General features: G+C 44.3%; 19 protein-coding genes and 1 pseudogene. 3 read left to right on the forward strand and 17 right to left on the reverse strand.

Annotated elements, in window-relative coordinates:
• Window positions 1-45: 45 nt before the first annotated feature.
• The 16 genes and pseudogenes from ACT8YW_RS08845 to ACT8YW_RS08920 all read right to left on the reverse strand — a co-directional run.
• Window positions 46-1,167: pseudogene (locus ACT8YW_RS08845) on the reverse strand (tetratricopeptide repeat protein); the annotation flags it as partial.
• A gap of 751 nt (window positions 1,168-1,918) precedes the next feature.
• The gene (locus tag ACT8YW_RS08850; protein WP_004324390.1) at window positions 1,919-2,368 is read right to left on the reverse strand and encodes a GatB/YqeY domain-containing protein; all 450 of its coding nucleotides are present in this window, start codon (window positions 2,366-2,368) and stop codon (window positions 1,919-1,921) included.
• Window positions 2,369-2,454: 86 nt separating this feature from the next.
• Complete coding sequence (gene ftsZ, locus ACT8YW_RS08855) at window positions 2,455-3,765, reverse strand: cell division protein FtsZ (RefSeq protein WP_175630769.1); 1,311 nt, start codon at window positions 3,763-3,765, stop codon at window positions 2,455-2,457.
• Between the two features lie 57 nt (window positions 3,766-3,822).
• Complete coding sequence (gene ftsA, locus ACT8YW_RS08860) at window positions 3,823-5,274, reverse strand: cell division protein FtsA (RefSeq protein ID WP_444104664.1); 1,452 nt, start codon at window positions 5,272-5,274, stop codon at window positions 3,823-3,825.
• Between the two features lie 80 nt (window positions 5,275-5,354).
• Entirely contained in the window at window positions 5,355-6,092 is a 738-nt protein-coding gene (locus ACT8YW_RS08865; RefSeq protein ID WP_444104665.1) for a cell division protein FtsQ/DivIB, read from the reverse strand.
• A gap of 68 nt (window positions 6,093-6,160) precedes the next feature.
• The gene (murC, locus tag ACT8YW_RS08870) at window positions 6,161-7,561 is read right to left on the reverse strand and encodes a UDP-N-acetylmuramate--L-alanine ligase (RefSeq protein ID WP_444104666.1); all 1,401 of its coding nucleotides are present in this window, start codon (window positions 7,559-7,561) and stop codon (window positions 6,161-6,163) included.
• Window positions 7,562-7,674: 113 nt separating this feature from the next.
• Entirely contained in the window at window positions 7,675-8,793 is a 1,119-nt protein-coding gene (murG, locus tag ACT8YW_RS08875; protein ID WP_032812022.1) for an undecaprenyldiphospho-muramoylpentapeptide beta-N-acetylglucosaminyltransferase, read from the reverse strand.
• Between the two features lie 60 nt (window positions 8,794-8,853).
• Window positions 8,854-10,176 carry an FtsW/RodA/SpoVE family cell cycle protein gene (locus ACT8YW_RS08880; protein ID WP_444104667.1) on the reverse strand — a complete coding sequence of 441 codons (1,323 nt, stop codon included), beginning with the start codon at window positions 10,174-10,176 and terminating at the stop codon, window positions 8,854-8,856.
• A 32-nt stretch (window positions 10,177-10,208) separates the two neighbouring features.
• Complete coding sequence (gene murD, locus ACT8YW_RS08885; RefSeq protein ID WP_444104668.1) at window positions 10,209-11,543, reverse strand: UDP-N-acetylmuramoyl-L-alanine--D-glutamate ligase; 1,335 nt, start codon at window positions 11,541-11,543, stop codon at window positions 10,209-10,211.
• Window positions 11,544-11,684: 141 nt separating this feature from the next.
• Window positions 11,685-12,953, reverse strand: a complete 1,269-nt coding sequence (locus tag ACT8YW_RS08890; protein WP_004298207.1) for a phospho-N-acetylmuramoyl-pentapeptide-transferase — start codon at window positions 12,951-12,953, stop codon at window positions 11,685-11,687.
• A 90-nt stretch (window positions 12,954-13,043) separates the two neighbouring features.
• The gene (locus ACT8YW_RS08895; RefSeq protein ID WP_444104676.1) at window positions 13,044-14,492 is read right to left on the reverse strand and encodes a UDP-N-acetylmuramoyl-L-alanyl-D-glutamate--2,6-diaminopimelate ligase; all 1,449 of its coding nucleotides are present in this window, start codon (window positions 14,490-14,492) and stop codon (window positions 13,044-13,046) included.
• A 29-nt stretch (window positions 14,493-14,521) separates the two neighbouring features.
• The gene (locus ACT8YW_RS08900; RefSeq protein WP_444104677.1) at window positions 14,522-16,648 is read right to left on the reverse strand and encodes a penicillin-binding transpeptidase domain-containing protein; all 2,127 of its coding nucleotides are present in this window, start codon (window positions 16,646-16,648) and stop codon (window positions 14,522-14,524) included.
• A gap of 76 nt (window positions 16,649-16,724) precedes the next feature.
• A complete protein-coding gene (locus ACT8YW_RS08905) occupies window positions 16,725-17,081 on the reverse strand; it encodes an FtsL-like putative cell division protein (protein WP_004298204.1) in 357 nt (118 codons plus the stop codon).
• A 6-nt stretch (window positions 17,082-17,087) separates the two neighbouring features.
• The gene (gene rsmH, locus ACT8YW_RS08910) at window positions 17,088-18,002 is read right to left on the reverse strand and encodes a 16S rRNA (cytosine(1402)-N(4))-methyltransferase RsmH (RefSeq protein ID WP_004309512.1); all 915 of its coding nucleotides are present in this window, start codon (window positions 18,000-18,002) and stop codon (window positions 17,088-17,090) included.
• Window positions 17,989-18,459, reverse strand: a complete 471-nt coding sequence (mraZ, locus tag ACT8YW_RS08915) for a division/cell wall cluster transcriptional repressor MraZ (RefSeq protein ID WP_004307337.1) — start codon at window positions 18,457-18,459, stop codon at window positions 17,989-17,991. The genes rsmH and mraZ overlap by 14 nt, the downstream gene beginning before the upstream one ends.
• A gap of 464 nt (window positions 18,460-18,923) precedes the next feature.
• Window positions 18,924-19,427 (reverse strand): RNA polymerase sigma factor, encoded by a 504-nt coding sequence (locus tag ACT8YW_RS08920; RefSeq protein ID WP_004298201.1) that lies wholly within the window; start codon window positions 19,425-19,427, stop codon window positions 18,924-18,926.
• A gap of 258 nt (window positions 19,428-19,685) precedes the next feature.
• Between ACT8YW_RS08920 and ACT8YW_RS08925 the strand changes: the two genes are divergently transcribed.
• Together ACT8YW_RS08925 and ACT8YW_RS08930 are read left to right on the forward strand one after the other, a co-directional pair.
• Complete coding sequence (locus ACT8YW_RS08925; RefSeq protein ID WP_004324396.1) at window positions 19,686-20,504, forward strand: 1-acyl-sn-glycerol-3-phosphate acyltransferase; 819 nt, start codon at window positions 19,686-19,688, stop codon at window positions 20,502-20,504.
• A gap of 26 nt (window positions 20,505-20,530) precedes the next feature.
• Window positions 20,531-21,547 carry a GNAT family N-acetyltransferase gene (locus ACT8YW_RS08930; protein ID WP_022200119.1) on the forward strand — a complete coding sequence of 339 codons (1,017 nt, stop codon included), beginning with the start codon at window positions 20,531-20,533 and terminating at the stop codon, window positions 21,545-21,547.
• Here ACT8YW_RS08930 and ACT8YW_RS08935 read toward each other — a convergent pair.
• Complete coding sequence (locus tag ACT8YW_RS08935) at window positions 21,519-22,865, reverse strand: deoxyguanosinetriphosphate triphosphohydrolase (protein ID WP_444104669.1); 1,347 nt, start codon at window positions 22,863-22,865, stop codon at window positions 21,519-21,521. The two genes, ACT8YW_RS08930 and ACT8YW_RS08935, sit on opposite strands and share 29 nt — an antisense overlap.
• 124 nt (window positions 22,866-22,989) lie before the next feature.
• On the opposite strand from ACT8YW_RS08935, the gene dut reads away from it, so the two are divergent.
• Window positions 22,990-23,421 (forward strand): dUTP diphosphatase, encoded by a 432-nt coding sequence (gene dut / locus ACT8YW_RS08940; protein ID WP_004307331.1) that lies wholly within the window; start codon window positions 22,990-22,992, stop codon window positions 23,419-23,421.
• Window positions 23,422-23,443: the final 22 nt, after the last annotated feature.

Below are 23,443 nucleotides of genomic sequence, written 5' to 3' on the forward strand. Positions count from 1 at the left end.
CATTTTAACAAGCGAAAAGGTAGAAGATTGTCAACTGCTGATTCGCATTATTAATAATAAGCATGAAATGCAGATAACTGAAAATATAATGTAGCTTTGTTGTTTAATCTTTAATCTATCTACTTCTTGGCTGATTTTTAAATGATTATATTTAGATTCTATGTTTAATATCTTAGATTGGCTGTCAGCGTATACGATAGAATCTACCATGTCAACATATTCTTCCAGGTAGGCAAGCGCTTCTTTATAGTCTCTCTCTGCATTATGGATTTGATAATATAAATAATTGATGCTACACGTATATTGGGGGTCATCTTGTGGAATTTTAGATAATAGTTCTTTAGCTTTATCTATAGAATCAGTTGTGGTATATAAGTCAATCAGTGCTACATAATCAGGCATTTTTTCTTTTCCCGTCGATAATGCTTTAAGAAAGTACTTTTCGGCTTTATCATATTCTTCTCGCATTACATAGATATTTCCTAAAGCATTATTTATTGAAGCGGTAACTTCTATATCTTTAGTATTAGCTGCTACGGAATCGGCAATAGTCAGTATTTCTATAGCACATGATAATGAGTCTATACATGCATATTCACGTCCTATGTTTTTTAATGCGCAGGCATAACTATCGGTGTTATTTTCTTTTTTAAAGCATTCGGCAGCAGTCTCGTATTTTTTGATAGCTTCTGTGAACATGAATTTTTCTCGATATAGATCGCCTATATAGTCATAGGTATATCCAATGAGGTTATTGAGCTTGTTTTTTTCTGCAATGTCCAGCGCATTAGTATAAATAGACATTGCTTTATCATAATCTCCATCAGCAAAATAGGAACGACCTAAATAAATCAAAATTTGCACTTGCTTGTCAGGGCTACCATGTGAGGAATACCAGTCATAAGCTCTTTCTAATTGGTAAGTTGGTAGGATGCTATTAAAAATTTCGTCTGTAATCTTACCTGATAACATACACCAGCGTGCAAAAGCTTTGTCGTCTAGTTTTTCAGGAGATGATATACTTTTTAGTAGGTTGGATGCGCTGTCAGGATTTATGGCAATGGCTTTTTCTACTTCATTTAGCAGTCTGTCAGATACGGATTGTTGTTTGTTGCATCCTGATAGCACTAATATAGATGTTATAATTATAGCAATACTCTTTCTCATTTGTCTGTCGTGGTTTAGTTTCATTGTAAAAGTAATCTTTATTTTCTATATTATGCTCTTTTATAGGGAGATTATTTTAGTTCGGGGAAATAATAATTAGTATTGTCTATATCATACATTAAATTAATTTCAAATCTGCTTTTACTTTATTAAGTTCATGTGATCTAATTTGATTATTTCCCAGCTATTAATAGATTCTTTCTTATTTATAGTGAGAAAAGTTCCTTTCTATTAATACCTAAATTACTTTACTATAATTCTAAACTTGTTTTTCATTAATCGCAATCTATAATTGCAAGTTGCAATTATATAAATGAAGCTTTTGATTTTATAAATGAAAGCTTTGTTTATAAAAACAAAAGCTTCATTTAGAGATTGCCTTTAATGTTAGTAATCTTTTCTATTAGTGAAAAGGAAGTTTGGCATCAATAGAGAATAAGTTTATATCTAATAGATTGGAATCAGTCTATTAATCAAAATTCGGCAGAAAGGTATAGTGAATCGGGTGAAACCTATGTGAAAGGCAGCCCTTCACCCGAAATCCCTTTATTCATCGATGTTTCAGAGTGGTGAAGGAGGTGAATGCCATGTTTAAAGAAAAGTTGCAGATGTGTGTAAGATAAAACATCTTACACGCATCTGCAACGGTATCTTGCACAGGCTTATACTGCTATTAATCAAATAGATAAACTCTGGTTAGTGTAGGGTGCAAGATAAAATCGAAATAAAACTTCTGTGGAAGTCCCGGAGGTTATCCCAAAAGCTCTTTCACTTTTGCGGAAATGGCACGTCCTTCTGCAAGTCCTGCCAGCTTCTTGGAGGCAACTCCCATGACCTTACCCATGTCTTTACCGCTCGTAGCACCTGTCTCTGCGATGATTTCCTTCAAAGCAGCTTCCAGTTCTTCGGCACTCATCTGTTTCGGCAGGTATTTTTCCATAACGGCTACCTGACCCAATTCTACGTCAGCCAAGTCCTGACGACCCTGTCCGATATAGATTTCAGCAGAATCTTTTCCTTGTTTCACAAGTTTCTGGATAATCTTCAGAGCAGCATCATCTGTCAATATATCGTTGGCTCCCGGAGCTGTCTTAGCTTCGAGGAAGAACTTCTTTATATTTCTCAAAGTTTCGAGGGCTACTTTATCTTTCGCCTTCATTGCGTTTTTAATGTCTTCGCTGACTTGATCGAATAAATCCATACTATTATAATTATAAATTGAAGATTAAAAATTAGATCTGAAGCCTGATGCTGTGGGACTATAATTTTCGTTCTTAAGCTCTTGGTTTAGAATGTAATTACGCCGTTATCATCCGTAGCTTCTTCCGTTGCCACTTCTTCTTCCAATGCAGCTTTTGTCCGGATTTTAGTAAGAGTCGTCTTATCACGCATGTACGTGGGAGAATCTTCTACCATGGCGATGATATCGTCGTTGTCCAAATCTTCCGTGTTGAAAAGATAGATGTGACGGCGTTTGCGGAGGCTCTTGCTTCCGATATTGCTGGCGCTTTCGCCGTATGCCTTGCGGATACGTTCTTTGTTCTTCTCTTTCTCTTCTTCCAGTTGCAGTTGGCGTTCTTCCTCTTCCTGGCTGCGTGCAGCGTGCAGGCTGTCCATTCCGGGGACGTCTTCTACACCGAATCCGGTTGCCAGTACGGTGATCTTTACTTTTGTATCCAGTGAGTTGTCGATGGCAACACCCCAGATCACTTCCACTCCTTCGCGGAATTTGCTCATGAACTCGTGTATCTCGTTCATCTCCTCCATCATCAGTTCCGACGACGGGCAGAAAGATACGTTCAACATTACTTTCTTGGCATTGAAGATATCATTGTTGTTGAGCAACGGAGAATGCAGGGCATCGTCGATTGCTTTCGTCACACGATTTTCTCCTTCGCCGAATCCGGTACTCATGATTGCTACTCCACCATCTTTCAGGATGGTTTTCACATCGGCAAAGTCAAGATTGACTGTACCCCGCATGGTAATAATCTCGGCAATGCTCTTGGCAGCAATGGAAAGAGTATCATCGGCTTTGCCGAAGGCGTTCATAAAAGTAAGGTCGGCGTATATTTCGCGCAGGCGTTCGTTGTTGATAACCAGCAAGGCATCAACATGCTGGGCGATACGCTCTACGCCGTCCAGTGCCTGGATAATTTTCTTTTCTCCTTCGAAGATAAAGGGGATGGTGACGATACCGACAGTCAGAATATCCATTTCCTTCGCAATGCGGGCGATGACCGGTGCAGCTCCTGTTCCGGTTCCTCCTCCCATTCCGGCGGTGATGAATACCATCTTGGTGCCGTCGTTCAGCTGGTTTCTGATATCTTCTATACTTTCTTCGGCGGCGTCGCGTGCCCGTTCGGGACGGTTGCCGGCTCCAAGCCCTTGCGTGATGCTACGGCCCAGTTGCAGTTTCACCGGGACAGGTGATTCGGCTAATGCCTGGTTGTCCGTGTTACAAAGAACGAACGTTACATCATGGATGCCTTCCCGGTACATGTGGTTTACAGCGTTACCACCACCACCACCTACACCAATCACTTTGATGATCTTCGGTGAATCTGTCGGGAAATCGAATTGTACTATCTCGTCCATATCTTGATTGAATTATGAATTACGAATTATGAATATTGATTAACAAGCTGCTGAAGGTTACTTCATATCGTCGTCGGAGAAAATTTCTTTCGTCAACGAATCGATCTTGCGTTGAATCCAACTCGGACCTGCTTCTCTTTTCCGTCTTTCTTTCTCTTCCTTTTCCTTTTGCTTGCGAAGTTTTTCCGCTTCTTTGGCGGCTAGCTTGGCTTCCCGCTCTTCTTCTTCTTTCTTGAGACGGGCGATGCGGGCCTGTTCTTTCAGTTCCTGATCGTCCTCAAACATATCCACTGTCTTATGCACTTCCGGCTCCGGTTTGGAGACTGATGGTGCAGGAGCAGCTTGCGGAGCAGTTTCCGTCAGGCAGCAGTTCTGGTTACCTTCAAACAGGAGGCCGAACAAAGTGTTCTGCGAACCGTCTTTCTTCAGTATGTTGTTGGGCGCATGAACCGTATTGCGTGGGAGTTTCGCCATCCGTATCTTTTCTATCTTGCTGCGTTTGCGCAAGGTTTCGTCCAGATTCTTCAGGTTGGCGGCCCCTCCTGTCAGGATGATTCCTGCCAGCAATTTGTCCTCGTAGCTCGATAGTTGTATCTGGTTCCATACGTTGGCAACGATTTCCTCGGCACGGGCTTCGATGATATTGTTAAGATCCGCCACTTTGATGATACGGTTGTCATCATCCAGTTTGCAGGTTGCTTCTTCCTGTTCGGGGTCCTCTTCATAGAGGGCGTCGCCGTAGGCTTTTTTCAGGCGTTCGGCTTCTTCCTCCTCCATTTGCAGGGTGGTGATGTCACGCGTGATGCTGTTGCCTCCCAAAGGCAATACAGTCAGGAAACGGAGAATGTTATTCTTATATACAGAGATGGTAGTTGTGTCTGCTCCGAAGTCGATCAGTGCACAACCCGAACGGCGTTCGCTTTCTGTCAGTACGGCATTTGCGGTTACTAACGGAGCGATCAGTTGGTCGGCAATATCAATTTTAGCCTGTTGGAAACAGTGCTCCAAGTTCTTACGTACGGAAGCACGGGCAACGATATTGAGGAAACGTCCTTCGATGTGGCTTCCTACCAGACCTACCGGATTGGCTTGCAGGTTATTACCTACCTTATATTCTTGTGGAGCTACGTCCAATATATCCATATCAACCACCGGGATGGCAATGTTCTCATCACCGATAGTGCTTACAAGCTCTTCGGATATGATAGCTTCTTCCTCCAGGTCGCGGCTTACTACATTGCGGACGGTGCGGAGTGATTGTCCGCCGATGCCTACATATACCTTGGCAATTGAGTTTTTCAACTCACCTTCCAGTCTGTTGATGATCGAGGTCAGGCTTTGCGCTGTCTTGTCCAGATTGAAAATAACTCCTTTACGAATGAACGTAGAAGAGTCTTCCTGGGCATACGCTAATACCTGCATACTTCCGTCACTGTTCTTTCTTCCGGCCACACCGGTTATCTTCGATGAACCAAGTTCAATAGCGGCGATAAATTCTGTTGTTGCCATAGGGTTATTTTATTTACTATTTTACTATTTACAATTTACTATATAGAGAGACTGTTTACTTATCATCTATCACTTATCAACTACTCTCGTTTTGTACAGATAATCTGGTTGCTGAATTCGAGATTGATACGTGAATATTTGTTCCAGCCTACCCGGTTGAGTCCTTTTTTGTAGAACTCCTTCAAACGTGCCAGTTTATCTTCAAAGTTCTCCAGTTTTCCGAGATAGACCAGATGGTCTCCCACACGCGGCACCAATTCGATGTTCTGGTCGGGCAACACATGGATCTGCTCTATCTGGGCGTCCCAGAATTTATTATTATGCAAAAATACACCAAACTTATATAAATCCTTCATTGCAAACGACTTTTCTACGTTTCCGGTGACAATTACCCGGTGAGCGACGCATTTTGCTTCCGGTGGCATGATAGTTCCTTTGTTGTCAAGGTAGTAGTTTTGGCCGTTGGCGCTCATGACCCGGAGAATAGGAATACGTTGTGTCACCTCCACGCACACTTTGCCGCTGGGTGTTTTGTAGCATTCGGCTTCGTCAATCAACGGATGTTTGCTTAGTTCCCGTTCCAGTGACTTGGTAGAGATGCGCTCCATCTTCTTCCCGATGGGGTAGATCCCTTTGTGCTGAAGGATACCTTTCAGCTCTTCTTTGGTGATGAAGCCGGCGTATGCGGTATCCTTGATAACCAATTCCATGTCACGGCAGGTCTGGTCGGCAGGCTTGCGGTTGAATGCGGTGATAGCTACGGCGAGGTAGGCTATAAGCACCAGCATGACGATGGATAGAAGGATTCTCTTTACCATAGTTTTTTTATTAATGAAGAATTAAGAATGAAGAATTGCTGCGCATCAATACGCTGGATAGAGATTCTTCATCCTTCATTATTCATTCTTAATTTTTTTGTTTCTAATAGTTCCTTTATTTCAGGGACATAGTTGTCAATGTCTCCAGCCCCCAAAGTGATTAATACTTCAATGTTTTTATCTTTCAGAATGTTCAGTATATCTTCCTTTTTGCACATACTTTTTTCAATACCCGGACGGAGATTGTCATAAATCAGTTTGCTGGTGACGCCCGGAATCGGTGCTTCACGTGCCGGATAGATGTCTACCAGAATCACTTCGTCGAGTAGCGACAGGCTATCGGCAAAATCTTGATAGAAGTCGCGGGTGCGGGTATAGAGATGCGGCTGGAAGATGGCTGTGATCTTCTTGTCCTTGTAAAGTTCGCGCATAGACAACACGCTCTGTTTGATTTCAGAGGGGTGGTGGGCGTAGTCACTCAAAAAGACGATACGGTCGTTCTTGATCTTGAAGTCGAATCGGCGGTCTACTCCGCGGAAACTTGCCATGCCTCTTTTTATTTCTTCATCGGTCACCCCGTTAAGGTGTGCCAATGCCATGGCGGCTACGCCGTTTTCTATGTTGATGCTAACTGGAATTCCCAGTTGAATATCGTTGATACGGGTGTCCGGGGCAACAAAGTCGATGAATATTTCTCCGTTTCCGATGCGGATGTTTTCTGCATGGAAGTCGCCTTCGTCACGTGAGTAAGTATAGACACGAACACCCGGCTGCACTTTGGGTTGCAGGGAGATGCCTTTGCGGATAATCAGTGCGCCACCCGGTTGGATAAGCGTGGTATAATGCTCGAAACTTTCCAGGTAGGCTTGTTCTGTGCCGTAGATGTCCAAATGATCGGGGTCGGTAGATGTGATTACGGTCATATAGGGCGACAGCCAGTGGAAAGAACGGTCGAACTCATCTGCTTCAATCACCGTGTAAGGGCTTGTTTGAGAGAGTAGTAGGTTGGTGCCGTAGTTCTTCGAGATTCCTCCGAGAAAAGAGGTACATTCCACGTGCGATTGATGGAGCAAATGGGCTGTCATCGTCGATGTGGTTGTTTTTCCGTGAGTACCTGCCACGCACAGACCTTTGCTCGAATGGGTAATCGTTCCCAATACTTGGGCGCGTTTCTGTATTTCGAATCCGTTGTTGCGGAAATAAACGATTTCTTCATGTTCCTGCGGAACGGCGGGCGTGTATATGACTAACGTGCTTTCCTTGTCTTTGCAGGCTTCGGGAATCAGGTCGACGTTTTCTTCATAATGTATTTGTGCGCCTTCGGCAATCAGGGTTTCAGTCAATGGAGTAGGGGTACGGTCGTATCCGGCCACTATCTTTCCTTTGAAGAGAAAGTAGCGTACAAGTGCACTCATACCGATGCCGCCGGCACCTACGAAATAGACTGATTTTATCGTTTCTATATTCATTTCTTCTGTTTTTTATTTTAGTACGGATTACGTCGTTTGATCCCGGAGCTATACTGCTACTTCAACCTGTGTGCAATCCGATAATCTATTTATCTGTTTTTTGCTTCTGTTTATCAGCTCTTTGCTTCCGCCAGTTTGATAACCTCCTGTGCGATGATTCTCGCAGAATCGGGCAAAGCCAGCTTGGCGATATTCTCTGTCAATTCTTTCAGTTTCTGTTCGTCATTGACGGTGGATAATGCTACGTCCATCAAGGTTGTTTCCGCTTCACTGTCTTTGACGTAGATAGCTGCCTGTTTGTTCACCAATGCTAAGGCATTCTTAGTCTGATGGTCTTCCGCTACGTTGGGCGAAGGCACTAAGATAACAGGTTTATGTAACAGGCAGAACTCTGAAATGGAACCTGCCCCCGCACGGGAAATCACAAGATCGGCTGCTGCGTATGCGGCTGCCATGTCTTTGATGAAATCCGTTACATATAAGTTCGGAAGTGCACCTGCAGCTTTCACGGCTTCTTTCACTTGCGGGTAGTAGTATTTGCCCGTTTGCCAGATGAATTGCACGTCCGTATTTTCTTTGATGGTTGCCAGTCCGGCTGTCAGCGTATTGTTGATGGTACGTGCACCCAGACTGCCGCCTACAATCAGAATCGTTTTTTTGCCGGGCTGTAAGTTGAAGGAGCGCAATGCTTCTTCTTTAGACGGCATATCCTTTGTCAGGTTTTGGCGGACAGGATTCCCCGTCATAATAATCTTGTCGGCAGGGAAGAACTTTTCCATTCCGTCATAAGCTACACAAATCACTTTTGCTTTCTGTGCCAGGAGCTTATTGGTCACTCCGGCATAAGAGTTTTGTTCCTGGATTAATGTCGGTACTCCCATCATTCCGGCAGTCTTCAATGTAGGTCCGCTTGCATATCCGCCTACGCCTACCGCCACTTGTGGGCGGAAGTCCTTGATAACTTTGCGTGCTTTCCACTGGCTGCGCATCAGTTTAATCAATACAGATACATTTTTCCATAAACGTTTGCGGTCGAATCCGGCAATCGGAAGCCCGATAATACGGTAGCCTGCATCGGGAACCCGTTGCATTTCCATACGTCCTTCAGCACCTACAAAGAGAATTTCTGCGTCAGGGCGTAGCTCTATTATAGCGTTTGCGATAGAGACGGCAGGAAAGATATGCCCTCCTGTTCCTCCACCACTGATAATAATTCTAAGTTCTTTTTCCATCCTAATTCTTTTTTCTATCCGTTGTTCAACGTTTTTCGTTCACCACTCACCGTTCATCACTTACCGTTTATCAATATCATGCTCATCTTCAAACTTGGCATCGCTGTTCAGAATCTGTGCTGTCGGTTCGGCGGCAGTCTGTGCCTCGGAACTTGCAGCTGTATCTGCCTCTAATTGCAGTTGGATCTGTGCATCGTGCGCTTTTTGTTCTTCCAGATGGGCGGTATATCGGCTTACACTTAATATCATACCGATATAAGCGCAGTTGATTAACGTACTTGTACCTCCTTTGCTGACCAAAGGCAGGGGCTGGCCGGTGACGGGGAATAATCCGACGGCAACCATCATATTCAATATTGCTTGCGATACCAGTAGCAACGCAATGCCCATAACGAGAAAGGCGGGGAAGGTTCGCTCGCATTTCTGGGCGATTCGTCCGGCTCGCATCAGCAGCCATAGATAGAGGAACACCACAAATATTCCTCCGATCAATCCCATTTCTTCAATCACAATCGCGAAGATAAAATCGGAGAATGCCTGGCTAAGGAAGTCGCGTTGTATCGAATTTCCCGGACCTTTGCCGACTACATGGCTGGTAGCAATGGCGATGCGTGCATGCGCAATCTGCGCGTCTTTGTCAATATCAAACTTGGCAGCCGGTACTTCCTCTTTCTCAAAGAAGCCGGAAATACGATTCTGCCATGTTTCGAAGCGGTGAAGTCCCGGAGTGTTATGTAGTGTTTTGGCGGGAATAGCCATCAGTACACCAACGGCAACACCGCCCGCAAGCGCCAATATACCCAACATTCCGAACAGTTTCTTCGCAGATACCCGCCCGATGAACATCATCAGGAAGACCACTCCGAAGAGTAGCATCGCTGTCGAAAGGTTTTCCGGCGCGATGAGCAGAAATACCAGTCCGGTGAGGATCATGATATATTTGAAGGCGTTCGGGTTGGCTCCGTATTCGTCCTGCCTTTTGGACAGGATGAATGAGACGGCAATGATAACCGCCATCTTTGCCAATTCCGAGGGCTGGAACTGTAATCCCATAAAGGTCATCCAGCGGGCTGCCCCGTTGACACGGTCCCCTGTGATGATACCCATCAGCGTGACAAACGCCAATAGAACCAGAGAAACCGGATACAGAAAGACCGGAAATACCTGGAACCATTTGTAGGGAACATTATGCAGAAATACGACTACCACAGCTCCCACCATCAGGATGATGGAGTGTTGCGTAATCGGCCCCCAATGGTCGCCACTTTTGTAAGTCAGCGTTGACGCTGCCGAAAACACCTCGATGATCGAGATGAGGCAGAGACAGAGGAAGATAATCCAGATTACCTTGTCACCTTTGAATATGTTCTTTAATAAATCCAATCTTGCAGAATTTAAAAATTAATAATTAGAAATTAAAGGGCACGGACACATTCTTTAAATTGGTCGCCACGGTCTTCGTAACTCTTGAAGAGGTCGAAAGAAGCGCAGCAAGGGCTTAATAATACCGTTTCACCTTTCTTTGCCAGTTTATAGGCTGCTTCTACGGCATCTTTCATGTCGGTTTGCACATCGGCTACCGGCAGACCGAAACGGTCGAAGAATTCGTGAAGCTTTTCGTTATGAAGTCCCAGATATACTAGTGCTGAACATTTTTCGCGTACCAGGTCTTCAATTTCAGTATAGTCGTTTCCTTTATCTTTGCCGCCGAGGATCAATACCGTTTTGGTAGTCATGCTTTGCAGGGCATACCAGCAGGAGTTGACATTCGTTGCTTTAGAGTCGTTGATGAAATCAATTCCGCGGACACGTGCCACCTTTTCTAATCGGTGCTCTACTCCCTTGAAGTCGGAGAGGGCTTTCCGGATGTTTTCTTTGGCGATGCCGGCAAGGTTTGCCGAGATACCGGCGGCTAAAGAGTTGTACAGGTTGTGTTGTCCTGTCAGGGCCAGTTCCTCTTGCTCCATGTTGAAGGCAATCGGTTCGGTGATTTTCACTTCGTGATCTTCTACGTATGCAATCGCTCCATCCTCTTTTACAGCGGCAAAAGGATACAGGTGAGCTTTCAGACCATGTTTTGCCAGTTCCTGTCTGATGATAGGGTCATCGTTCCAGAAGATGAAAGCATCGTCCGGTGTTTGGTTTTGGGTGATGCGGAATTTAGCGTCGATGTAATTCTGCATACAATGGTCGTAGCGATCAAGATGGTCCGGAGTGATGTTCATCAATACGGCGATGTTCGCACGGAAGTTATACATATTATCCAGCTGGAAAGAGCTAAGTTCGATAATATAGTAATCGTGGTAATCTTCGGCTACCTGCAAAGCAAGGCTTTTGCCGATGTTGCCTGCCAAACCTACGTTCAGACCTGCGCTTTTGAAAATATGGTAGATCAGGGAAGTCGTTGTGGTCTTCCCGTTAGAACCTGTAATACAGATCATTTTGGCATCAGTATAGCGTCCGGCAAACTCTATCTCGGAGATCACCGGTGTGCCTTGAGCTTTCAGTTTCAGGATGATCGGGGCGTCATTCGGGATACCGGGGCTTTTGATAACCTCGTCGGCATTCAGAATGAGTTCTTCGGTATGGTGTCCTTCTTCCCAGGCAATCTGATGGCTGTCGAGAAGTTCCTTATACTTGTCCTTGATGGCGGACATGTCCGAAACAAACGTCTCAAATCCTTTGACTTTAGCGAGTACGGCTGCACCTGCGCCGCTTTCGCCAGCTCCTAAAATTGCTATTCTTTTCATCTACAATAATGTGCCCTTATTTTCTAATTGATTGATTTATCTATTAGTTGTGCACATCTTTAAAGGTTAATAATCGGGTTAATACTCTCTATCTATAAAACTTGTTTCCCGTATGGAAACCTGGCTCCGGCACCTTGCCGGTTATCTTATTTTAAGCGTTATAATCGTTATTGCTGCCAATACAATCGTTACAATCCAGAACCGGACGGTAATCTTTGATTCATGAAACAGTTGGTCGGGTTTGGTGAATTTCACCGTGCATCCCGGTTCAATCAGGCTCATCGAAGTGCGGAAGTGATCGTGAATCGGTGTACGCTTGAACAATCGCTGTTTCACACCTTTTCGTTTTCCCGCCTTATAATAAGCCCGTTGCAGGATTACCGACAGGTTTTCTACCAGGAATACACCGCAAAGAATCGGTATCAGCAACTCTTTGTGGATGATGATGGCAAACACTGCGATAATACCGCCAATAGTAAGACTGCCTGTATCTCCCATAAATACTTGTGCCGGATAGGCGTTGTACCATAAGAAACCTATCAGTGCACCGATAAAGGCGCAGATATAGATTACGAGTTCTTCCGAGCCCGGAATATACATGATGTTCAGGTAGCCTGCAAATTCGATATGCGATGATACATAGGCCAGTACCCCCAACGTTGCACCGATAATTGCCGAGTTCCCGGCTGCCATTCCGTCCATACCGTCATTCAGATTGGCGCCGTTTGATACGGCGGTAACCACAATGATTGTGACAATGACGAACAATATCCATCCGGCTGTTTGCGCATGTTCTCCCATGAACGAAACTAGATCAGCATAATCAAGGTTGTTGCTCTTGAAAAAAGGAATCGTTGTCTGGGTAGATTTCAGGTCATTCGTTCCGTGTATCACTTCCATCTCCCGTCCCGGATTATGAACTTCGATATTCTCACGGATCACTACGTCCGGACTTAAATACAAGGTCATTCCGACAATTAAACCTAAACCGACCTGACCGATAATCTTGAACTTGCCATGCAAACCCTCTTTGTCTCTTTTGAAGATTTTGATATAGTCGTCTGCGAATCCGAGCGATCCCAACCATACGGTAGTGATCAGCATCAGTATCATGTATATGTTATGCAGTTTACCTAACAATAAACATGGGATCAGGATGGCTACAATGATGATGACACCTCCCATGCTCGGCACGCCTACTTTATTGACGCCGAACGGGTCGGTTTTAGCATCACGCTGCGTTTCTGTGATTTGTTTCCTTTTGAGTAGGTTGATGAACTTATCTCCCCAGATACTTGAAATAAGTAATGCGAGGATAACCGCCATCAAAGCACGGAATGAAGTATATCCGAACATTCCCGCTCCTGGAAAATTGAGCTTATGTAGCCATTCAAATAGATAGTATAACATAAATAATTTGCCAATTTATTGATGTGTTGTTATGCCGGTTGCTGTCGGATAGATAACGAAGCCGGTCGGCATATTAGCACAGTCTATTCATTATTTAAAAATTTCTTTGAGTACTTCTTTGTCATCAAAATGATGTTTCACTCCTTTTATCTCCTGGTAATTCTCATGTCCTTTTCCGGCAACGAGAATTACATCTCCTTTCTCCGCCAGCATGCAAGCCGTGCGAATCGCTTCTTTACGGTCGGCAATGCTTAGTGTTTTCTTCATATCTTCCGCATCCAGTCCGGCAAGCATGTCATTGATGATGTCTTGCGGCTCTTCAAAGCGCGGATTGTCGGAAGTGATGATGACGCGGTCACTCGCTTTGGCAGCTTCCTTTGCCATGATGGGGCGTTTGCCCTTGTCGCGGTTACCGCCGGCGCCTACCACGGTAATCACTTTTCCTTTTCCTTCAAGCACTCCATGAATAGCGTTCAGTACATTAATGAGAGCATCCGGGGTATGTGCATAATCAACAATCGCCGTAATTCCCTGCGGTGAGCGGACCGCATCGAAGCGTCCGGTTACCGGATGAAGTGTGCTAAGAGCTACAAGCACCTCTTCCTCTTTCTTGCCTAACAGAACTGCCGCCCCGAATACCGCCAACAAATTGGAAGCATTGAACTTTCCGATAAACTGAACTGCCAGTTCATGATTGTTGAAGTCGAGCAGCATCCCTTCGAAATGAGACTCTAATACCCGTCCTTTAAAGTCGCTGAGACTTCTCAATGAATAAGTATAGACCTTCGAACGTGTGTTCTGCGTCATTACCAGTCCGTTTTTATCGTCCAGATTGGTCAGGCTGAATGCATTTTTCGGCAGATCGTCAAAGAATTTCTTCTTCGCTTTCAGATAGTTCTCTACTGTTTTATGATAGTCGAGATGGTCGCGGGTCAAATTGGTAAAGATCCCTCCTGCAAACTTTAATCCACTGATACGTTTCTGTGCAATCGAGTGTGAACTGACTTCCATGAAAACATATTTGCATCCTTCATCCGCCATTCGTCCCAATAGACGGTTCAATGTGATAGGATCGGGCGTGGTATGTTCTGTCGGGATCGGTTCATCGTCGATATAATTGCAAACGGTAGAAATCAATCCTACCTTATATCCGAAATAACGGAATGTATTATATAATAAGGTGGCGATTGTTGTTTTTCCGTTCGTTCCGGTAACGCCAACCAGTTCTATCTTGGAAGTGGGGTTGCCGTAGAAAGTAGTAGCAATCTTTCCTACTGCATCTTCACTGTCTTTGACTTGTATATAAGTGATCCCCGCAACAGGTTCTTCTGGCATATCCTCGCAGAGGATAGCAGTCGCTCCTTTCGCTATGGCAGCAGGTATGTAGGCATGGCCGTCCGCTTGCGTGCCGCGCATTGCCATGAACAGTTGGCCGGCTTCCACTAGACGGGAGTCAATATTGACTCCGGTGATTTCTATGTCTGAATTTCCGGCTACCTCTACCGGTTGGATCGCTTTCAGTAACTCCTTTAATAACATCACTCTATTTAATTTTTAATCTTTAATTTTTACTTTAGCGTCAGCGTCACCGTTTGTCCCTTCTTTACGATGGTTCCATTGGCTATCGACTGGCTTTTCACTTTGCCCACTCCGACCAGATTGACTTTCAATCCTTTGCTTTCCAACAAGTATACGGCGTCTTTCGCTCCCATACCTATCACGCTCGGCACAAAGTTCTGCATATTGCTCCGGCTTTCAAGAACCACCGCTTGCGGGGCAGCGTGCGTATTCCCCCACACTTCTTTTCCCGAATCGGCTACTTTACCTTGTACATTAATCTCCAGCTCTTCCAATACCCGTTGCGCTTCGCGCATCTCTCCGGCTTTTACATTCGGAATGACTACGGAATTGGTGTCAATTGCATTGGTAAGCGGCAACCGCAGGTCTTTGGCATACACTCTTTCTGCAATCTTGCTGAATACACTACCTGCCATCAAACCTCCCGAAGCCGGCAAGCCCGGTTTCTGAATAGAGACAATCATACTATATTTAGGTGCCTCTGACGGAAAATATCCGCAGAAACTAACCAGGTAATTCGTTCTTCCCGTTTTGTATCCGGCTGCCCCCTGTGAAATCTGCGCCGTTCCCGTTTTGCCTGAAACGTGGAACTGCTTACTCCCTGCAGGCTTGGCAAGTCCTTCGCCGACCACTTTCCGCAGTATTTCACGAATCTGTGCCAAAGTCTTATCCGAACAAATCTTAGGATTGATAACCTCTGTCGGATATTCTTTCACGACTTCCCCGTCTTTTACGGCAGCTTTGACAAACTTCGGACGCACGGTGACTCCATTGTTGGCTATCCCATTATAGAATGTGAGAATATTGATCGGTGGAACCTGTGTCTCGTAGCCAATACTCATCCACGGCAAAGTTGTCTTTGCAAAATAACGTTCTTTCGGGCCGCGTATATTCGGTTTTCCTTCTCCCGCAATCTGCAGATGTAGCGGCTGGTCGATGCTCATCCGTTTCAACCCGTCTACAAACTTCTGCGGGTTGCTGCCGTAGAAATGGTCTATAATATAAGAGGTACCCACATTGGACGAAACCCCTAGGATTTCTGTAACAGTCAGTTTTCCATATCCTCCGCGATGCCAGTTATGGTCTTTCATGACACGTCCGTACATCGGCATCTGGCCGTTGCCGGTATCTACCACATAGTCCGGCGTGATCTTTCCGTCTTCAAGAGCTACCATGATAGAGGCCGTTTTGAAAGTAGACCCCGGCTCGAGCATATCACTAATAGCATTGTTGCGCATTTCGTAGTACTCACCATCTTTGCCTTGCATCATGTTGACGATGGCTTTCACTTCTCCCGTACTTACCTCCATTAATACCACCACACCCACGCTTGCATTCAGCTCTTTCAGCTTATCCACCAACGCCTTCTCGCAAATATCCTGCATACCTACATCGATAGTACTAATCAGATCGCAACCATCAACCGGTGGCACATCGACAATGTTCAGGTATTTGTTCATCACCTTCTGACGGTGTGTCAATCCGTCCCGCCCTTTCAGGATGGTGTCGAAAGCAAGTTCGATACCATTTCTCGCTCCTTTGGCTGTGTCTGCATATACATCTCCCAGTGTACGGGCAGCCAGTGAACCGAACGGTTTCTTACGCTGATTGTAAGCCTGTTCTTTGAATCCGCCTTTATAACGGTTCAAACAGAACACAGGCAGTCTCTTTACCTCTTTATATTGTATATAGGAGATACGTTTCGGATAAATCAGATAATTGCGGCTTTTTGCCTGGCGTCCTTTTTTGAGATGTGCCTTGAATTGTGCCGCGCTCTTGTCCGGGAATATCTTGTGAAGTCCGATACAGATTGAATCCATATTGGCATTGAGGATGGAATCCCGGCGTGCCTGATCTTTCTGCCTGCGTTTTTCATCCTTTTCACCGGACATAAAGTCCATATATATTCTGTACTCGGGCAGAGAGCTGGCCATCAGTTTACCGTCAGAAGAAATAATGTTTCCACGATTAGGTTTTACCGTCACATTCTCTTTTACGAAACGGTCAGCCACATCCTGCCAGTATTGTCGTTCGGCAAACATGGTGATGCCTGCTTTTACAACAATAGCTACTCCTATCAACGCCATCAATAGGATGACGAAGAAGTAACGGGTCATTATGTTCTTTTTATTAACTGCCACAGTATTTGTCTTTTAAACGCTTAACTATCATTTATCAACTATCCACTATCATCTATTTAATAAGGTAAGGAGGATTGGTTGATGTTTGCAAATCGCTTTCCTTACTCGATATATAATCTTCAATGCGTGACTGGCGGCTCTTTTCCATCAGCTCTGAGCTGCGAGTCAGTGCATCGTATTTAATGTCTGTCAATTCCTTTTTCAGCCGGTCTATTTCGATCTGTTGCTGTTGACTGGCATAACGATTGTGAATGTAGAAGATGATGAATACCATGATAAGTACCAGCAACTTCGTTTGACGGCGGAAAAAATCGGTAGCCAGAATGTCTCCACCCAGAATACTCTTCAGAGAGGTGCGTTTTTTCTTCTTGTCCTCTTCTGCTTTCTTGTTTACTACTTCTTCTTCCATATCTTTTTATTTCTTTTCTGCAATTCGTAATTTGGCGCTTCTCGACCGCGGGTTTCGTTCTATTTCTGCCTCGTCGGGAACGATTACCTTATTGTTGACAAGGCGGAAAGGCGTTTGCAGATTGCCGAAGAAGTCGGTTTCCGCTTTTCCTTCTACATTGCCTGTCTTCATGATGTTTTTCACCATTCGGTCTTCCAGCGAATGATAGGTGATAACTACCAGTCTGCCGCCCGGCTTTAATGCCTCCGTAGCAGCCAGCAACATCTCCTTCAACGCCTCCATCTCTTGGTTTACTTCAATTCGTAGTGCCTGGAACACCTTTGCCAGCTCTTTCTTTTCGCGTTCACGACCGAAAAGCGGTTTGATGATTTCCAAAAACTCACCGATGGTCCGGATATTCTGTCCGCTTCTGGCTTTAACGATGACAGAAGCCAGTTTGCGGCTATTCTTTAGTTCCCCGTACAGGTAGAGGATGTTTGCAAGACGTTCTTCATCATAAGTATTCACGATATCTGCTGCTGTCATACCGGCACGCTTGTTCATACGCATATCCAGTGCCCCGTCAAAACGGAAGGAGAAGCCACGTTCGCTATCATCGAAATGATGGGAAGATACGCCGAGGTCGGCCAGGATCGCGTCTACCTGTTCGATGTCGTGATAACGCAGGAAGTTGTGCAGATAGCGGAAGTTACTGCGCACGAAGATGAAATGAGTATCGTTGACAATGTTCCGTTCAGCGTCCTCGTCCTGGTCGAATCCTAGCAAACGTCCGCCTTCTCCGAGCCGTGAAAGGATCTCGCGCGAATGTCCCGCTCCTCCGAATGTAACGTCTACATACGTTCCATCCGGTTGGATATTCATACCGTCAACGCTTTCTTTCAGCAATACAGGTACGTGATATGTCAATTCATCTTTCTCCATCTTGTCTATTATCATCGTTCATAATTTCTTCTAATGCTGCACCGAACTCTTCGGGTGACATGAAAGGCTGTTCTGCCCGTTCTTTCGCCCAGATCTCTATCTTGTTATCGATGCCGATAAAGCGAATATCCCCATGGATACTGCAAATCTGTAAATACCGTTTCGGAATTAATATGCGCCCGTTGCTATCAGGTGTCACTATTTCAACGTCGCTCACGAATTGCCTGAAAATAAGTTGGTGTTTGCTATTCCATTTGTTAAGTCTACTACGTAGCTCGTTCAACTCCTCGTTCCACACGCTCTCGGGGTATAGGGTTAAACAGTCTTGAAATACGTCTTTACGCATAATAAGCCTCTCTTCGGAAGCGGCTTGTAATTGCTTCCTGAAGGTGGCGGGTATGAACACCCTTCCTTTGGCGTCCGCCCTGGCTTCAATATTTCCTAAAAAACGTATCATTACCTTATTATAATAAGCGACCGTAAAAGTATGAAATTCCCCACAATTCCCCACAACTTTTCATAAAAAACTTTCAGAGAAGTTTTCAACAGAATGTTAAATGTCTATTTGCTTGAAAATGATGTGCCTCCGAGAATGCTTTACTGGTGGGGAGCCCGTGGGCGTAGGACGAAAAAAATGTCTGTATAGGTAAAATTTAAATAATGTGGTGGGAGAGATTCTTTTTCATGCAATAGAGGTTTATCTGACACCCGGGTGTCGGGTGCACTGAGACCCGGGTGTCAGATAGGTTGAGACCCGGGTGTTGTATGTGCTGACACCCGGGTGTCGGACAACTAATCTTCGCAATAAAAGAAAAGGCAGAATATACCGGAGTATTTCTGCCTTTTAATCATTATCAAAACTAAAAATCTGCATTAAAGAAATATGTGATTCAAAATCACTAAGTTTTATATAGTTAAGGTTTAGCGGAAGTCTTTCAACTCTTCCTGTAATTTCTGGCGCGTGAAGAAAATACGGCTTTTCACTGTACCCAACGGGAGGTTCAGTTTTTCCGCAATTTCACGATATTTGAATCCTGAAACGTGCATCGCAAACGGAACTCTGTATTCTTTGGGGAGTTTGTTAACTACACGGTGCATCTCTTTCAGGTCGTATGCTCTTTCTGTATTTTCAGAACTTCCATCCTGTGGCAAATTCAGATGATAAAGATTATCAGTCTGGTCGATGAATGTCTGGTCGCGGACTACCTTGCGGTAGTTGTTTATGAATATATTGCGCATGATGGTATACATCCATCCTTTGAAATTTGTATCAGGGGTATATTTATCTTCATTATCTAATGCTTTTAATGATGTCTCCTGCAACAAATCGTTTGCTTCTTCACGGTCAGTTGTCAGTTTATAAGCGAAGCGTAGTAATTCATCTTGTACTCCTACTAAGTCTTTTCTGAAGCTTAAACTTTTCATAATGTGTTGCTTTTTAAAGGTGAATATTCGTTTGTTATTTTCGATGTTGCAAGTTTACATGAATTTTTGAAACCCGGTAGGGGAAAAACTGACGTTTTTTACCCGAAAACTATCCGCGGATAGTTTTTAGGTCATTTTTGATAGTTTTTGGGTGGTGTTTTTTTATGTTCTGAACTTAAATCCTGCATTTTCTACCAAATTATTGCGATTAATAAAAAAGAACCGTTAATTTTGTGCCATCATTTTTATTTGAAAAGAATGACTGATGACTCTTTATTTTTGATTGATGTCGATAAGATACTTCGGACAAAGGCTCCGAAGCATTATAAGTACATCCCTAAATTCGTGGTTTCTTATCTGAAGAAAATTGTTCATCAGGATGAAATTAATGTATTCCTGAATGAGTCGAAGGATAGATTGGGTGTGGACTTTCTGGAGGCATGTATGGGCTTTTTGGATGCGAAAGTGGACATAAAAGGCATTGAGAATTTGCCTAAGGATGGATTGTATACTTTTGTGTCCAATCATCCGTTAGGCGGACAGGATGGTGTTGCGCTTGGTTATGTGTTAGGTAAGCACTATGAGGGGAAGGTGAAATACCTGGTGAATGATTTATTGATGAATCTACGCGGGTTGGCTCCCCTTTGCATACCTATTAATAAAACCGGCAAGCAGGCAAAGGACTTCCCGAAGATGGTGGAAGCCGGATTTCAGTCCGACGATCAGCTGATTATGTTTCCTGCCGGACTGTGCTCGCGCCGTCAGAATGGAGTGATTCGCGACCTGGAATGGAAAAAGACATTTGTAGTAAAGAGCATACAAGCAAAACGTGATGTAATACCCGTGCATTTTGGGGGCAGGAATTCTGACTTCTTTTACAATCTGGCAAATGTTTGTAAGGCACTGGGCATTAAGTTTAACATTGCTATGTTGTATCTTGCGGATGAAATGTTTAAGAATCGCCACAAAACTTTTACTGTCACTTTTGGCAAACCTATACCCTGGCAGACTTTTGATAAATCGAAAACTCCTGCGCAGTGGGCTGAATACGTAAAGGATATTGTTTATAAACTGTAACTGATAGAACAACTATAACAAGGAATATGGAAGAGATTATTAAACCGGTAAGCAAAGAACTGCTAAAGGCAGAATTGACGGAAGACAGACGCTTACGAATGACGAATAAGAGTAATAATCAGATTTATATTATTACTCATCAGAATGCTCCTAATGTGATGAGAGAGATTGGTCGTTTGCGTGAAATAGCTTTCCGTGCTGCTGGTGGAGGTACAGGCCTGTCAATGGATATTGATGAATACGACACGATGGAACACCCTTACAAGCAGTTGATCGTATGGAATCCGGAAGCGGAAGAAATTCTGGGTGGTTACCGGTATCTGCTTGGTACGGACGTGCGTTTTGATGAAAAAGGTGCTCCGATTCTGGCTACTTCCCATATGTTTCATTTCTCCGATGCTTTTATTAAAGAATATTTGCCACAGACAATTGAGTTGGGACGTTCGTTCGTTACGCTTGAATATCAGTCTACCCGTGCCGGAAGTAAAGGATTGTTCGCTTTAGATAATCTGTGGGATGGATTGGGAGCGTTGACTGTTGTTATGCCGAATGTGAAATATTTCTTTGGCAAAGTGACCATGTATCCAAGCTATCACCGTCGTGGCCGTGATATGATTCTTCATTTCCTTAAGAAACATTTTTATGACAAAGAGAAACTTGTCACTCCGATCGAGCCTCTGAAACTTGAGACTTCCGAAGACGAGCTGAGTGCTTTGTTTTGCAAGCATTCCTTCAAGGAAGATTATAAAATATTGAATTGTGAAATTCGTAAACTGGGATATAATATTCCTCCGTTGGTAAATGCATATATGAGCCTAAGCCCTACTATGCGTATGTTCGGAACAGCTATCAATTATGAATTCGGTGATGTGGAAGAAACCGGTATTCTGATTGCTGTAGACGAAATTCTCGAAGATAAGCGGATTCGACACATCCAGACGTTTATTGAAAGCCATCCGGATGCGTTGAGATTGTCTTCTTGTGAAGGGGAAGAGGTGTTTACTCCTAAAGTGGTTACACCGCAGGCAGACTGTTCCCGTTAATTTTACGATAAAGATCAAGAGCAAAGACGTCGGTCATTCCCGATATATAGTCAAGTACCGCCTGTATTCTTTCATAGAGTACGGGCGCTTTTATATTGTATTGACTGGAAACCCGGTCGATCAGGAGTTTGGAATAAGTCTTTTCGGGTGAGGTTACGGCATCTATCATCAATTCGAGCAGGGTGCTGATGATGCGGAATCCCGCCAGTTCAACATCCAGTACGTCCCGTGAACGGTAGATTTTATTGATAGATACTTCGACGCTGTGTTTATAGGCTGCTGCCGGACGCTCGGCTATGCGCTTGATTAGTGATCCTTCGAACGTGCCGGACAGGATTTCTTGTTCATGATCTAAAAAGACACGGGTACACTCCCGGATCAATAAACCGATGACGGAAGAGCGCAGGTAAGCGATTTGCTCGTTGACATCGTTAACAATCAGGAATGTTTTTCGGAGATGTTCCTGCCGCTCTTCGCTGAAATAGGCCATTAATAGCTTTTTAGTCTCTTCTGTGGTGAGAATCTTCAGTTTATATGCATCCTCAATATCCATCATCTGATAGCAAATGTCGTCTGCCGCTTCAACCAAATAAACTAACGGGTGGCGTGCATACTTTAAAGGATGTTCGTTGAGCAATATCAGTCCTAATTCTGTTGCAATTTTGCGGAAGCTTTCTTCTTCGCTGACGAAAAAGCCAAACTTGGATTTTGTTCCTGCAAGGCTCGATGAAAAGGGGTATTTTACGATAGAAGCCAGAGTGGTGTATGTTAGAACGAATCCGCCTTTGCGACGTCCCTCGAACTGATGTGTAAGTATTCGGAAGGCATTTGCATTTCCTTCAAAATGTATTAAATCTTCCCATTCCATCGGAGAAAGTTGCTCTCCGTTGGGCTGTTTCTCTTTCAGGCGAACTCCTTTGCCTTCAGAGAAAAAAGTGGAAATGGCCTTTTCGCCTGAATGACCGAAAGGCGGATTGCCCAAATCGTGTGCCAGGCAAGCAGCCGAAACGATAGAACCGATCTCCGGCAGGAAAGAATCCTGAAGTTCCGGATGACGTTCCAGAAGTGCTTTGGCAACATCGTCCCCGAGTGAACGGCCAACGCTGGCGACTTCGAGACTGTGCGTAAGTCGATTGTGTACAAAAACGCTGCCCGGTAGAGGGAATACTTGCGTTTTGTTCTGTAATCTGCGGAAAGGAGCCGAAAAAATAAGACGGTCATAGTCCCGTTGGAATTCGGATCGGTTTTCCTGTCGTTCCTCATGGAATTCTTCCATTCCGAAACGTTTCGCTGATATTAATTGGTTCCAATTCATCATTTTATCTATAATTTTAGTGTTTACCATTCGCAAATTGGCTACAGGTACATTATTTAACTGCAAACTTAACTATTTTTCAGTTCAAAATGTGTATTTTCGCCCGTTAAATAGTAAACATGCATTTATGAATATTCAAGTTATCAATAAATCGAAGCATCCGCTTCCGGCTTATGCCACTGAATTGTCCGCAGGAATGGATATCCGTGCTAATCTTTCTGAACCTATCACATTGGAACCGTTGCAACGTTGTCTGGTGCCGACAGGACTGTATATCGCCTTGCCGAAGGGATTTGAGGCACAGGTTCGTCCACGTAGCGGACTGGCGATCAAGAAAGGGATTACGGTGCTCAATTCTCCGGGTACGATTGATGCGGATTATCGTGGGGAAGTTTGTATCATTTTAGTCAATCTCTCCTCTGAAACGTTTGTGATTGAAGACGGTGAACGTATCGCGCAGATGGTGATAGCGAAGCACGAACAGCCTGCATGGCAGGAAGTAGAGGTGCTGGATGAAACAGAACGGGGAGCCGGTGGTTTCGGACATACCGGAGTATGATGAATGCTTAATGGAGAAAATA

It is taken from the genome of Bacteroides sp., assembly GCF_052357945.1.
Classification (GTDB): domain Bacteria; phylum Bacteroidota; class Bacteroidia; order Bacteroidales; family Bacteroidaceae; genus Bacteroides.